Below are 14,060 nucleotides of genomic sequence, written 5' to 3' on the forward strand. Positions count from 1 at the left end.
GCAATGGCGACCTGGTTCGACGAGTCCCGGCTCGATGACGAGGCGGTCCTGGCCGCGCAGGACGCGGTCCTGCGACCGCTGGCCGAGGCGGGCGCCCGGGTCCGCCGGGAGTCGATCGACGCCGCGGCCGCGGCCGCCGAGGCGGTCGCCCGCAGCCAGGACCAGGCCCGACCCCGGGCGGTGATCGCGGCGGGGCCGGACTCCCGGCTGCTGCGGGCCGTCCTCGAGCCGTGGTGCCCGGTGCCGTTCGTCGCCTGGCCCGGACCGATGCTCCCGGGCTGGGCCGGCAGCCTGGACCTCGTCGTGGTGCTGGCGCCCGACGGCGCCGACACCGGCACGGCCTCCGCGGTCGCCGAGGCGGTGCGTCGCGGCTGCCAGGTCGTCGTCGCCTGTCCGCCCGGCTCCCTGGTCGCCGACCACGCGGTCGGCCGCTGGGCGACGCTGCTGCCGACCGTCACCCGCGACCAGCTGGCGACTGCGGTCGTGATGCTGGAGTACCTCGACCGGGTCGGCCTGGGTCCGCGGGCCGACGCCGAGGTGGTGGCCGAGGCGCTCGACGGGGTGGCGATCGCCTGCTCGCCCCACCGCGACCTCGCGGTCAACCCGGCCAAGATGCTGGCGATCGCGCTCGCCGACGCCACTCCGCTGGTGTGGGGCGGATCGGTGCTGGCGGCCCGTGCCGCCCGCCGGGTGGCCGAGTCGATCCGACGGGCCAGCGGGCGCACCGCCCTGGCCGGTGACGCCGAGCACCTGCTGCCCGTGATCGAGGCGACCAGGGCCCGCGACGTCTTCGACGACCCGTTCGCGGAGGAGCCCGCCGAGCGGCGACCGATGCTGCTGGTGCTCGACGACGGCGCCGACGACCCCGTGGTCAGCGAGCAGCGCGGCCGGCTGGAGGCGGCGGCCGCGGCGCGCGGCGTACGCGTCGAGGCCTTGACCGCCGATGCCCCGACCGAGGTGGCCCGGTACGCCTCGCTGATGCTGAGCGGGACCTACGCCGCGGCGTACCTCAGGTTGGGGCTCGTCGAGGATTGACCTCGTCGCCGGCTGGGTAGGTTCTCGAGGTGGCTTCCCCGACTCCTGCCGCATCCAAGCGCGCCCGCGACCCCTGGTTCGACAACGCCAAGATGGCCCTGGTCACCCTGGTGGTCGTCGGCCACTCCTGGACCCTGCTCCCACACAACGTCGTCGTCGACCACCTCTACGACTTCCTCTACGCCTGGCACGTGCCGGCGTTCGTCTTCGTCACCGGCTACCTCTCCCGGTCCTTCACCTGGACCTCGCCACGGATGTGGGGCCTCTTCAAGGGTGTCGTCGTCCCCTACCTGGTCTTCGAGCTCGCGCTCGCGCTGTTCCGCATCTACGTCGGCGGCGAGGAGCTGGCCGGCCTGTTCCAGGACCCGCACTGGCCGATGTGGTACCTCTCGGCGCTGTTCTTCTGGCGGCTGATGACGCCGATCTTCAAGCCGATGTGGGGCGGCCTGGCGGTGGCCGTGGCGATCAGCATCCTCGCCGGGCTGCGGGCCGGCGACACCCTCGACATGGCCCGGGTGCTGGGCCTGCTGCCGTTCTTCGTGATGGGCCTCAAGGCCACGCCCGAGCGCCTCGAGCTGCTCCGGCGCCGGCCGTCGCAGATCGCCGCGGTGGTGGTGCTGCTGACGATCCTCGTGCTGACCACCTGGACCGACACCTGGGCGCAGACCGAGTGGCTCTACTACCGCTCGACCTACGGCGAGCTCGACGTCAGTGACACACGCGCCTTCGTCACCCGGGCGGTTCTGCTGGTGGTCGGCACCCTGGGCGCCTGGTCGTTCTTCGCCCTGGTGCCCCGGGTGCGCGGCTGGTTCACCACGATGGGCACCTGGACCCTGGTGGTCTACCTGTTCCACGGGTTCGTCGTGAAGTCCTTCTCGTACGCCGGCTACCCGGGCTGGGCCGAGCACCACGCCGGGGTGGCGCTGGTGCTCACGACCGTGGCCGCCGTGGCTCTCGCGCTGGGTCTGGCCTGGAGCCCGCTGGCGCGCCGCCTGGACCTGGCCGTCGACCCGTTCGGCTCCGCCGAGCACCGGGTCTTCCACGCGGTGGAGCTCACCGCCGTGAGCGCCGAGGTCGCCACCGGCGAGGCCCCGGAGGTCGTGGCGGCGGTCGCGAAGCCCGAGGCACTCGCCAGCCGGGAGACCGACCCGACCCGATAGCCTTCCGCGCATGTCGGCAGAGGGTGGAACCAAGGCGGTCGTCGCGGCGCTGTTCGCGAACCTGGGCATCGCGGTCACGAAGTTCGTCGCGTTCTTCCTCACCGGGGTGAGCTCGATGCTCGCCGAGGCGATCCACTCCGTGGCCGACTCGGGGAACCAGGTCCTGCTCCTCCTCGGCGGGAAGAAGGCCCAGAAGGACGCCACCCCGCAGCACCCGTTCGGCTACGGGCGCGAGCGCTACGTCTACTCGTTCATCGTCTCGATCGTGCTGTTCAGCGTGGGCGGACTGTTCGCCCTCTACGAGGCCTACCACAAGTACCACGAGATCCACGCGGCCCACGGGCACCCGGCGGACTCCATCCTCGACAGCCGCTGGTGGTGGGTGCCGCCGCTGGTGCTGGGCATCGCGATCGTGCTCGAGGGGCTGTCGTTCCGGACCGCGATCGCGGAGACCAACAAGATCAAGGGCGGCGCGACGTTCCCGCAGTTCATCCGGCGGGCGAAGCAGCCCGAGCTGCCGGTGATCCTGCTCGAGGACTTCGCCGCGCTGGTCGGGCTCGGCTTCGCCTTCGTGGCGGTCGTGCTCTCGCTGGTCACCGAGAACCTCTACTACGACGTGATCGGCACCGCCCTGATCGGCCTGCTGCTGGTGGCGGTCGCCGTGGTGCTGGGCATGGAGACCAAGAGCCTGCTGCTGGGGGAGTCCGCGAGCCTGCCGGCGCAGCGCCGGATCGCCGACGCCCTCCAGACGACGGACGGGGTCGAGCGGATCATCCACATGAAGACGATGCACCTCGGCCCCGAGGAGCTCCTGGTCGCGGCGAAGATCGGCGTGCCGGCGGGCGCCACGGCCGACGTGGTGGCCGAGGCCATCGACCGGGCCGAGCAGGCGGTGCGCGCGGCCGAGCCCACGGCGCAGGTCATCTACCTCGAGCCCGACATCTACCGCAGCGACTACGTCCCCGCGGAGCGTCCCGAGCCGCCGGCGCCGGCAGGCCACTGAGCCAGAGGCGCGGGCGCGCACGCCCCCCATCCGTGTTCGGAGCCGGAGGCGTCGAGGATTCTGCAACCTGACGTCCGGCGTTCTAATCTCGATGGCACAGCCACGAGACACCCGGACACAGGGGGCAGTTCATGGACTACAAGGTCGCCGACCTCAGCCTGGCCGACTACGGCCGCACCGAGATCCAGCTCGCCGAGCACGAGATGCCTGGCCTGATGGCCATGCGCGCCCGCTACGGCGACTCCAAGCCGCTCGCCGGGGCCCGCATCGCCGGCTCGCTGCACATGACGATCCAGACGGCGGTGCTGATCGAGACGCTCGTCGCGCTCGGCGCCGAGGTCCGCTGGGCCTCCTGCAACATCTTCTCGACCCAGGACCACGCGGCTGCCGCCGTGGCCGTGGGCCCGAACGGCACCCCGGAGGACCCCCAGGGCGTCCCGGTCTTCGCCTGGAAGGGCGAGACCCTGGAGGAGTACTGGTGGTGCACCCAGCAGATCCTGCAGTGGCCCGAGGGCACCTTCGCCAACATGATCCTCGACGACGGTGGTGACGCCACCCTGCTCGTCCACCTCGGTGTCGAGGCCGAGAAGTCGGGCAAGGCCCCCGACCCGGCCACCGCCAAGAGCCACGAGCAGAAGGTCATCTTCGAGGTCCTCCAGGCCTCGCTCGCCGAGAGCGACGACCGCTGGACCAAGATCGCCAACGAGATCAAGGGCGTGACCGAGGAGACCACCACCGGTGTCCACCGGCTCTACGACATGATGAAGGAAGGCTCGCTGCTCTTCCCGGCCATCAACGTCAACGACTCGGTCACCAAGTCGAAGTTCGACAACAAGTACGGCTGCCGCCACTCGCTGATCGATGGCATCAACCGCGCCACCGACGTCCTGATCGGCGGCAAGGTCGCGGTCGTCTGCGGCTACGGCGACGTCGGCAAGGGCTGCGCGGAGTCGCTGCGCGGCCAGGGTGCCCGCGTCATCGTCACCGAGATCGACCCGATCTGCGCGCTTCAGGCCGCGATGGACGGCTACCAGGTCGACACCCTCGACAACGTGCTCGAGGTCGCCGACATCATCATCACCGCGACCGGCAACAAGGACGTCGTCACCGTCGAGCAGATGGCGAAGATGAAGCACCAGGCGATCCTGGGCAACATCGGCCACTTCGACAACGAGATCGACATGGCCGGCCTCGAGTCGTACGACGGCGTCGTGCGCAAGACCGTCAAGCCGCAGGTCGACGTGTGGACCTTCCCCACCGGCACCTCGATCATCGTCCTGTCCGAGGGTCGGCTGATGAACCTCGGCAACGCGACCGGCCACCCGTCGTTCGTGATGTCGAACTCGTTCACCAACCAGGTGCTGGCCCAGGTCGAGCTCTTCACCAAGCCCGAGGAGTACCCGGTCGGCGTCTACGTGCTGCCCAAGCACCTCGACGAGGAGGTGGCCCGCCTCCACCTCGAGTCGCTGGGCGTGAAGCTGACGACCCTCAGCGACGAGCAGGCCGCCTACCTCGGCGTCGACGTCGCCGGGCCGTACAAGTCCGACGAGTACCGCTACTGATCCACGACCCGGTCCGATCCGGGTTCCCGACGAGGCCGTCCGCGCACTGCGCGGACGGCCTCGTTGCCGTCTCCTGCCACGATCCCGACGGACGGCTGGCAAGATTGAGCCATGACCCAGCCCGCTGGCCCTTCGGCAGACAACGCCTGGAAGGGACGCATCCTGGTCGTCGACGACGACGCCTCCCTCGCGGAGATGCTCACCATCGTGCTGCGTCAGGAGGGGTTCGACAGCCGGATGTGCACGCGCGGTGACCTCGCCATGGACGAGTTCCGCGACTACCGGCCCGACCTCGTCCTCCTGGACCTGATGCTGCCGGGCCGTGACGGCATCGACGTCTGCAAGGAGATCCGCGCCGAGTCGGGCGTGCCGATCGTGATGCTCACGGCCAAGGGGGACACCGTCGACGTCGTGGTCGGCCTGGAGTCCGGCGCGGACGACTACGTCGTCAAGCCCTTCAAGCCCAAGGAGCTCGTCGCCCGGATCCGCGCGCGGGTCCGCCGCAACGAGGCTCCCACGCACGAGTCGCTGACCATCGGCGACCTCACCATCGACGTGGCCGGCCACTCGGTGACCCGCCGGGGAGCGCCGATCAGCCTGACCCCCCTCGAGTTCGACCTCCTGGTGTGCCTGGCCCGCAAGCCCTGGCAGGTGTTCACCCGCGAGGTCCTGCTCGAGCAGGTGTGGGGTTACCGGCACGCCGCCGACACCCGCCTGGTCAACGTGCACGTGCAGCGGCTGCGCTCCAAGGTCGAGCACGACCCCGAGAACCCCGAGATCGTCGTGACCGTGCGTGGCGTGGGGTACAAGGCCGGGAACGCCTGATCCCGTGTCCTCCGGTGCCCTGCCGCAGCGCGGCCTCCCCTCGGGCCTCCGGAGGGGCCTCACCTTCTGGCGGAGGTCGATCCAGGCGCGGGTCGTCGCGAGCACCGTGGTGCTCTCCGCCGTGGTCGTGAGCATCGTCGGCTGGTTCCTGCTCCAGCAGACCCGCGAGGGCATGCTCGACCACCGGGTGCAGGCCGTGGTCGCCGAGGCCAACAACGAGACCACGGAGGCGCGCACCCGCCTCGCCGCCGCACCCGGCACCGACATCGACTCGGCCTCGCAGCAGCGCGACCTGGTCGAGCCGATCATCCAGCGGGCCGCCACCCGCGGCTTCAGCGTCGTGCTCGCCGGCCCGGTCGGTGAGAACGGCAGGATCGCCGACGGCGGGGCGGAGTCGACCCCGGGGCTGGACACCTCCAGCGTGCCGACCTCGCTCGAGGCCCACTTCGACAAGAACGCGCCCACGGCCTGGACCTACACCCAGATCAGGCTCACCGGCGCCGACGGATCGGTCACCGACGAGCCCGGCATCGTGGTCGGGTCGCAGGTCAAGCTGCCCTCGGACGGCGCGACGTACACGCTCTACTACCTCTTCCCCCTCGACGAGGAGCAGGAGACCCTCGCCCTGGTCACCCGCGCCCTGCTGACCGCCGCCGTCCTGCTGCTGGTGCTGGTGGCGGGGATGACCTGGCTGGTCACGCGCCAGGTGGTGGCCCCGGTGCGGATGGCCCGGCGGGTCGCCGAGCGGCTGGCGGCGGGGCAGCTGCAGGAGCGGCTGCAGGTCTCGGGGGAGGACGACCTGGCCAGGCTGGCCACCTCGTTCAACCAGATGGCGAGCAACCTCCAGCGGCAGATCCGCCAGCTCGAGGAGCTGAGCCGGGTGCAGCGCCGATTCGTCTCCGACGTGTCCCACGAGCTGCGCACGCCGCTGACGACGGTCCGGATGGCGAGCGACGTGCTGCACGACGCCCGCGAGGACTTCGACCCGGCCACGGCACGCGCCGCCGAGCTGCTGCAGACCGAGCTGGACCGCTTCGAGACCCTGCTCAGCGACCTGCTCGAGATCAGCCGGTTCGACGCGGGCGCAGCCGTGCTCGAGGCCGAGGACGTCAACCTCGTCGACGTCGCCCACCGCGTCGTCGAGCGCACCCGGGTGCTGGCCGACCAGCGCGGCGTGCGCGTGGTGGTCCGCGGCCCCGACCACCCGTGCCTCGCGGAGGCCGACGTGCGCCGCGTCGAGCGGATCGTGCGCAACCTGGTCACCAACGCCATCGACCACGCCGAGAGCAGCGACCGCGGCGCCGAGATCGTCGTGAACGTCGCCGGCGACGAGCACTCCGCGGCCATCGCGGTGCGCGACTACGGGGTGGGGCTGGCACCGGGGGAGGCCGCGATGGTGTTCAACCGGTTCTGGCGGGCCGACCCGGCCCGGGCGCGCACCAGCGGTGGCACCGGGCTGGGACTGTCGATCTCGATGGAGGACGCCCACCTGCACGGCGGCTGGCTCCAGGCCTGGGGGCGACCCGGGCGCGGCGCCCAGTTCCGGCTCACCCTGCCCCGCCGGGCCGGTGTGCCGCTGCGCCAGAGCCCGCTCCCGCTGGTGCCCGTCGACGCCGACGTCACGGCGGACGAGGTCGAGACCGCAGCTGTCGACGCCGAGGAGACCGTCCCGTGAGCCGCCGACCTGCTGCCCTCCTCCTCGCCCTGGTGGTGACCCTGGTGCCGGCCGTGTCGGGCTGCGTGCGGATGCCCGAGAGCGGCCCCGTCGTCGAGACCCGGTCGGGAGGCGCGCTCAACGACGAGCCGGGGATCTTCATCGACCCGCGCCCTCCCGAGAAGGGGGCCTCGGCCGCCGACATCGTCAAGGGCTTCCTGGACGCGATGACCGCCACCCCGATCCAGACCAACGTGGCCAAGCAGTTCCTCGCCAAGGGCGCCCAGGCCTCGTGGAACCCCGAGCGCCGCACCATCACCTACTCCGACGCCGCGCCCCCGCGCCTGATCCGGGGGTCGCGGGTGGCGGTCCAGCTGACGGGGGCGGACCACCTCGACGCGCGCGGCGCCTGGCGCGGCCGCCTGCCCCGGCGTGCGCAGCACCTGAAGTTCCCGGTGACGGTCGAGAACGGCGAGTACCGGATCGCGGAGGCCCCCAACGCGTTGATCGTGCCCGAGCCGTGGTTCGCGCAGCGCTTCCGCGAGGTGTCGCTCTACTTCTTCGACCCGACCGCCCAGGTGCTGGTGCCGGAGCCGGTGTTCGTGCCCCGGGGTGAGCAGTTGGCGACCGCGCTCATCAAGGGTCTGCTGCGCGGTCCCCGCGCCGACCTGGCCCGGGTCTCGCGCAGCTTCATCCCGCCGGGCCTGACCTTCGGGCTCTCGGTGCCGGTGTCCGCCAACGGCGTCGCCGACATCTCGCTGAAGGGGGACGCCGGCCCCCAGACCGCCCAGGCGGTCACGCTGATGATGGCCCAGCTCGCCTGGACGCTGCGGCAGGAGCCCGCGATCAGCGCCCTGCGCGTCTCGATCGGCGGCCAGCAGATCCAGCTGCCCGGCGGGGTCAGCGAGGTCGCGGTGGACCAGGGGGCGGCGTACGACCCCACGGGGTTCGCCGCGAGCTCGCAGCTCTACGGATTGCGCCACGGGCTGCTCGTCGCGGGCGAGGCGGGCGCGTTGTCCGCCGTCGACGGGCCGCTCGGGGCCACCCAGTACGGCCTCCGCTCCGTCGCGGTCAACCTCGACGCGACCCAGGCGGCCGGCGTCTCCGGGGGCGGGGACTCGCTCCTGGTGGCCCCGGTCGGCGGTGCGACCGACGAGGTGCGCCAGGAGGTCAGCCGCGCCAGCAACCTGCTGACGCCGGCCTGGGACTTCGCCGACCGGATCTGGCTGGTGGACCGGGCGCCGGGCGGTGCCCAGGTGTCGTACGTCGAGGGCGGTGGGCCCACCTCGCTGCGCGTGCCTGGCATCAGCGGTCGCTCGGTCAAGGGCTTCCTGGTGTCGCGCGACGGGTCGCGCCTGGTCGCGGTCGAGCACCGCCGTTCCGGCGACGCCCTCGTGGTCAGCAGGATCCGTCACGACGAGCAGGGCCGGGTGCTGGGCGCGACCCGGGCCCACCGGATCGCGTGGGAGGGGGGCGAGCGCCTGCGGATCCGCGACATCGCGTGGCGCACGGCCACCACCGTCGCGGTGCTGCACGGGCTCACCGACGACCTCTCCCAGGTCCGCACCATCGCCGTGGACGGGTCGCCCTCGGGCGTGGACAGCCTGGCGACCACCCTGCGCGGCAACGTGCGCGCGCTGGCCGGGTCGCCGGTCCCCTCGCAGAGCCTGTACGCCGTGACCCGCTCCAGCCTGATCGACCTGTCGTACTCCGAGCGCGGCAGCGCCACGCTCGACCCCGGGGTCTCGGTCATCGGCTACGTGGGCTGAGCGCCGACGCGGCCGTTGTCCACACCGTGCGCGGCCCGCGCTTGAGCCTGCGGCCGCCCCCTGCTGTCATCGACGGGTGCGCTCCCTCGACGCTGCGGCCGACCTGCTGCTCGGCGCACGCTGCGTCGGGTGCTTCCGCCCGGGACGGGTGCTCTGCGGTGGCTGCGAGGCGGCACTGCCCGACCACGCGGGCGTCGCCTGGCCCACCCCGGCGCCGGCCGGCCTGGCCACCCCCTGGGCGGCCGCGGAGTACGCCGGCGTCGTGAGGTCGATGGTCGTGGGGCACAAGGAGCACCGGCTGCTGGCGCTGCGACGGAGCCTGGCGCTGCTGCTGGCCCGTGCGGTGGCGGCCGGCCCCGCTGCCGGGCCGCTCGTGCTGGTGCCGGTCCCGTCGCGGCCCGTCAGCGTCCGGGCGCGCGGCTACGACCCGACGTACGCCCTCACGGCGCGGGCGGCCGCCGTGCTCCGCGGCGCCGGGCACGACGTCGTGGCGCAACGGATGCTGCGCACCCGGCCCGGCGTGGTCGACCAGGCCGGCCTCGACGCGGGCGCCCGGGCGGCGAACCTGGCCGGGTCCATGTGCTGCCCGACCACCGCGCTGCGGCGGGCCGGAAGGCGCCGGCCGCGCGCGCGGTTCGTGGTCTGCGACGACGTCCTGACCACCGGCGCGACGGCGCGGGAGGCCCAGCGCGCGCTGGAGTCCGTGGGGCTGGAGGTGACCTGCGTGGCGGTGGTGGCGGCCACCCGTCGGCGGCTGCCGCCCGGACCTGCGCCGACTCTCGGCGAATCTTCAGGACCCAGGGTTTCGCCGGGACCGAACACCCACTAGCGTCTCTACATGGAGTCCGTCCGGGTCCGTGGTTGCGTCGTCAGGGCGCCCCGGTCCGGGGTGTCAGGACGGCTAGCCGATGCCAGTCGCAGGCGAAACGGTCCACGTAAGGCTCTCCTCGAGAGCCGATCACGGTGCGGCTTAGTCGTAAGTCCTGCCTCGTCCCCGTCGTCAGACACGACGGTCGGCGAGAGAAGGGCAGTAGTGGCAGAGAAGCTGCGAACCCCTCAGCAGGCGATTGTGGGGTCGAAGACCAGGTCGGCCGGACGGGCTCCTTCAACTCCGGGTCGCGGGTCCTTCCGGACCCGTGCCTCGGCCTGCCCACCGGAGGGTGCGCGCAGGAGCTAGGAAGAAACCAACCAAGCAACGGGAGGTTCCCATGGAAGTTGTGGTCACGGGTCGACACTGCGAGCTGTCCGAGCGGTTCCGGAGTCACGTCGCGGAGAAGCTGACGCGACTCGAGAAGCACGACCACCGCATCATGCGGGTCCAGGTCGAGGTGGAGTGCGAGCGCAACCCGCGCCAGCACGACCGCGCCGTCCGGCTCGAGCTGACCGCGTTCTCCAAGGGACCGGTGATCAGGGCCGAGGCAGCCGCCGAGGACAAGATGGGTGCCCTCGACCTGGCCCTCGACAAGATGGCCGCGCAGATGCGCCGCGCCGCGGACCGGCGCCGCGTGCACCGTGGCCGGCACGCCCCGGTGTCCGTGGGGCAGGCGCTCGCCGACGCCCCCGTGGCGGGCCTCGAGACCGGCGAGGACGAGACGGTGACCGAGCGTCAGGTGGGGCCGATCGCCGTCACCGGTGACGGTCCGCTGGTGGTCCGGGAGAAGACCCACCCGGCGAGCCCGATGACCCTCGACCAGGCGCTCTACGAGATGGAGCTGGTCGGCCACGACTTCTACCTCTTCGTCGACAAGGAGAACGACCGTCCGGCGGTCGTCTACCGTCGACGCGGCTACGACTACGGCGTGATCTCGCTCGACCTCGGCGCCTCCGAGTGACGCGTTCCTGACGCCTGCGAAGCAGCGGGGTGGCCCGATCGGGCCACCCCGTTCGTCGTTCCCGGCCTCGGGTGGGTCCCAAGTGCCACCCACACGTGCCATGATGCGCAGGTGGCGGAACACGAGATCGAGGCAGAGCCGGAGCCGATCCGCGTCCTCGTGGTCGATGACCAGGAGCTCTTCCGGCGCGGGCTGACCATGCTGCTCGCCGTCGAACCGGGGATCGAGGTCATCGGCGAGGCCGGCGACGGCATCGAGGGGACGGACCTGGCGGCGACCTCCGCGCCCGACGTGGTCCTGCTCGACATCCGGATGCCGAAGCGGTCCGGGATCGAGGCCTGCCTGGCCATCAAGGACGCCGTCCCGTCGGCCAAGATCATCATGCTCACCGTCTCCGACGAGGAGGCCGACCTCTACGAGGCGGTCAAGAGCGGTGCCTCGGGCTACCTGCTCAAGGACTCCTCGATCGACGAGGTCGCCCAGGCGGTCCGGGTGGTCGCCGACGGCCAGTCGCTGATCAGCCCGTCGATGGCGGTCAAGCTCATCGACGAGTTCAAGCAGATGTCGCGCCCCGAGCGTGACCACGTGCCCGGCCTCCGCCTCACCGAGCGTGAGCTCGAGGTGCTGCGGCTGGTGGCCAAGGGCCTGAACAACCGCGAGATCGCCAAGCAGCTCTTCATCAGCGAGAACACCGTCAAGAACCACGTCCGCAACATCCTCGAGAAGCTCCAGCTGCACTCCCGCATGGAGGCGGTCATGTACGCCGTCCGGGAAAAGCTGCTTGACTTGCCGTAGGCCGGCCGAGGAACGAGGCCGGGCTACGAGAGCAAGTCAGGTTGAGCAAGCGGCATGCCCGAGCCTGCGAGGGCGAGCCGCGCGTCGAAACCCGGTGACGTACGCGCCGACGGCGACCACTGTCGGTGACCCGTGCTTGACTTCGGCGCGTGACCGACAGTCTCTCCACGTCACAGGCGCGCCGCGTGGCGCTGGCCGCCCAGGGCTTCCTCGACAGGCGGCACGCCGTGCCCACGATGCGCACCTTCCAGCGCACCCTCGAGCGCACCGGCGTGCTCCAGGTCGACTCGGTCAACGTGCTGCAGCGCGCTCACTACATGCCGCTGTACTCCCGCATGGGGCCCTACGACCCCGACCTGCTGCGCCGTGCGTCCGAGCGCAGCCCGCGCCGGGTCGTGGAGTACTGGGCCCACGTGCAGGCCTTCATGCCCGTCGAGCTGTGGCCGGTGATGCAGCACCGGATGGCCGAGCACCGCGCCAAGCGGGGCAAGTGGGGGCTCGTCGAGGAGGACCCCGAGCTCGAGGCGAACCTGATCGCCGAGGTGCGTGACCTCGGCCCGTCCACGGCCCGCGACCTCGACGACGGCCTGCCCCGCGCCAAGGAGCACTGGGGGTGGAACTGGTCGAGGACCCGCCGCGTCCTCGACTACCTCTACACGGTCGGCGACCTCGCCATCGCCGGGCGCAACAGCCAGTTCGAGGTGCTCTACGACCTGCCCGAGCGCGTGATCCCCGCCGAGGTCCTGGCCCGCGAGACGCCGTCCCTGGCCGAGGCCAACCGCGAGCTGGTGCGCCGGGCCGCCCGGTCGCACGGCGTCGCCACCGCCCAGTGCCTGCGCGACTACTACCGGATGCACGTCGACCACGCCGGGCCCGCCATCGCCGAGCTGGTGGAGGAGGGAGAGCTGCTGCCGGTCACGATCGACGGCTGGAGACGCCCCGCCTACCTGCACCGCGACGCCCGCCTCCCGCGGCGGGTGCGGGCCCGGGCCCTGCTCAGCCCGTTCGACCCGCTGGTCTGGGAGCGGGAGCGCACCGAGCGGCTCTTCGACTTCCACTACCGGATCGAGATCTACGTGCCCGCCGCCCAGCGGGTGCACGGCTACTACGTGCTGCCGTTCCTCCTCGGTGACCGGATCGTCGGCCGGGTCGACCTCAAGGCCGACCGCAAGGCAGGGCGCCTGCAGGTCAAGGCGGCGTACTCCGAGGCCGGGGCGCCGCCGGAGACCGCGAGCGAGCTCGCGACGGAGCTGCGCGTCCTCGTCGGCTGGCTGGGGCTCGACGACGTCACGGTCAAGCCCCGGGGCGACCTCGCGCCGGCGCTCGCAGCCCTGCTCTGAGCAGCTCCTCGACCCGGGCCGCTCCGTTCGTTGCCCCCGGCAGTGCCCGGATGGCCGACCCGAGGCGCGCCGCGGCGCCGCGGTGGGGGCCGTCGCCCAGCAGCCCGGCCAGCACCGGTGTGAGCTCGGCCGGCTTCGCGGAGCGCTTGACGACCGAGCCGGCACCGGCGGCGGCGACGGTGGCCCCGACGAGGGGCTGGTCCAGGAACGGGTGCTGCGGCATCACGACGACGGGGAGGTCGTGCGCGAGGGCCTGCATGGTGGTGCCGTGCCCGCCGTGCCCGACCACGAGCGACACCGTCGGCATCAGGTCGGCGTGCGGCACGAAGGGGTGGACCTCGGTGTTGGCGGCCGGGTGCAGCCCCGCCGGGTCGACGGCCGGGCCGGTCGTGACGACGACCCGCGCATCGAGGTCGCCGACGGCGTCCAGGATGGCCTGCAGGCGCTCGGCCATGCCCGGGAACGCGTAGGTGCTGAGGCTGACGAGCACTGCCGGCCCCCGGGTCGCCGGGGCGGGTCGTGCCGGGGGGACCACGGGTCCGATGAAGTCGAGCCCGGCCGCGTGCCGGCCGCTGCTGCCCGGGTCCAGCTCGGGCAGCGTCGCCACCAGCGTGGCGGCCGCCCCGGCCAGCGAGCGGGTCGGACGCAGCCATCGCGCGCGCATGCCCAGCCCCATCGGCCCGCGCAGCCAGGCGCCACGCAGGTAGCCGTCGTACAAGTGCTCGAGCACGACGTACGGCGTCCGTCCGCCGCGCAGCGACTCCATCGCACCGAAGAGCAGGCAGTCGACGACCACGAGGTCGGCCGCGTCGCGCCGCAGCGTCTCGGTGAGGTCGCGCCCCATCCCGCGATCACCGAAGACCGCCAGCTGGTCGAGGGGGGAGCCGGGCGCGAGCGACGAGAAGGGCCGGGCCGTGCGGAAGGGCTCGAAGGCGAGTCCTGCCGCCTCGACCACGGCCCGGTTGCCGTCGTGGCCGAGGAAGCGGACGCGGTGGCCGCGGGCGGCGAGCTCGCGGGCGATGCCGAGGGCGGGCGGGACGTTGCCGCCCCCGTCCCAGGTGACGAAGAGGATGTCGGACATGGGG

General features: G+C 72.3%; 12 protein-coding genes. 11 read left to right on the top strand and 1 reads right to left on the bottom strand.

The window, feature by feature from the left end:
• The first annotated feature begins 3 nt into the window (after positions 1-3).
• The 11 genes from ACZ43H_RS02025 (at position 4) to ACZ43H_RS02075 (ending at position 12,975) form a co-directional block, all read left to right on the top strand.
• Positions 4-1,035, top strand: coding sequence for an SIS domain-containing protein (locus ACZ43H_RS02025; protein ID WP_464587346.1), 1,032 nt, complete (start codon positions 4-6; stop codon positions 1,033-1,035).
• A 29-nt stretch (positions 1,036-1,064) separates the two neighbouring features.
• Complete coding sequence (locus tag ACZ43H_RS02030; protein ID WP_464587348.1) at positions 1,065-2,195, top strand: acyltransferase family protein; 1,131 nt, start codon at positions 1,065-1,067, stop codon at positions 2,193-2,195.
• Between the two features lie 10 nt (positions 2,196-2,205).
• Complete coding sequence (locus ACZ43H_RS02035; protein WP_464587349.1) at positions 2,206-3,198, top strand: cation diffusion facilitator family transporter; 993 nt, start codon at positions 2,206-2,208, stop codon at positions 3,196-3,198.
• 131 nt (positions 3,199-3,329) lie between these two features.
• Positions 3,330-4,760 carry an adenosylhomocysteinase gene (gene ahcY / locus ACZ43H_RS02040; protein WP_464587350.1) on the top strand — a complete coding sequence of 477 codons (1,431 nt, stop codon included), beginning with the start codon at positions 3,330-3,332 and terminating at the stop codon, positions 4,758-4,760.
• Positions 4,761-4,871: 111 nt separating this feature from the next.
• Entirely contained in the window at positions 4,872-5,585 is a 714-nt protein-coding gene (gene mtrA / locus ACZ43H_RS02045; RefSeq protein ID WP_464587351.1) for an MtrAB system response regulator MtrA, read from the top strand.
• A gap of 4 nt (positions 5,586-5,589) precedes the next feature.
• Entirely contained in the window at positions 5,590-7,260 is a 1,671-nt protein-coding gene (gene mtrB / locus ACZ43H_RS02050) for an MtrAB system histidine kinase MtrB (RefSeq protein WP_464587353.1), read from the top strand.
• Positions 7,257-9,008 carry an LpqB family beta-propeller domain-containing protein gene (locus ACZ43H_RS02055; RefSeq protein WP_464587355.1) on the top strand — a complete coding sequence of 584 codons (1,752 nt, stop codon included), beginning with the start codon at positions 7,257-7,259 and terminating at the stop codon, positions 9,006-9,008. Before mtrB ends, ACZ43H_RS02055 begins: the two co-directional genes overlap by 4 nt.
• A gap of 76 nt (positions 9,009-9,084) precedes the next feature.
• Positions 9,085-9,837, top strand: coding sequence for a ComF family protein (locus ACZ43H_RS02060; protein ID WP_464587357.1), 753 nt, complete (start codon positions 9,085-9,087; stop codon positions 9,835-9,837).
• Between the two features lie 379 nt (positions 9,838-10,216).
• On the top strand, positions 10,217-10,840 hold the full coding sequence (gene hpf / locus ACZ43H_RS02065; RefSeq protein ID WP_464587358.1) for a ribosome hibernation-promoting factor, HPF/YfiA family: 624 nt from the start codon (positions 10,217-10,219) through the stop codon (positions 10,838-10,840).
• Between the two features lie 111 nt (positions 10,841-10,951).
• The gene (locus ACZ43H_RS02070) at positions 10,952-11,635 is read left to right on the top strand and encodes a response regulator (protein WP_379179018.1); all 684 of its coding nucleotides are present in this window, start codon (positions 10,952-10,954) and stop codon (positions 11,633-11,635) included.
• 149 nt (positions 11,636-11,784) lie between these two features.
• Positions 11,785-12,975 carry a winged helix-turn-helix domain-containing protein gene (locus tag ACZ43H_RS02075; RefSeq protein WP_464587360.1) on the top strand — a complete coding sequence of 397 codons (1,191 nt, stop codon included), beginning with the start codon at positions 11,785-11,787 and terminating at the stop codon, positions 12,973-12,975.
• Here the strand turns inward: ACZ43H_RS02075 and ACZ43H_RS02080 are convergent.
• Positions 12,929-14,056 (bottom strand): glycosyltransferase, encoded by a 1,128-nt coding sequence (locus ACZ43H_RS02080; RefSeq protein ID WP_464587362.1) that lies wholly within the window; start codon positions 14,054-14,056, stop codon positions 12,929-12,931. The genes ACZ43H_RS02075 and ACZ43H_RS02080 overlap by 47 nt on opposite strands.
• Positions 14,057-14,060 lie beyond the last annotated feature (4 nt).

This window comes from Nocardioides sp. DN36, assembly GCF_055380375.1.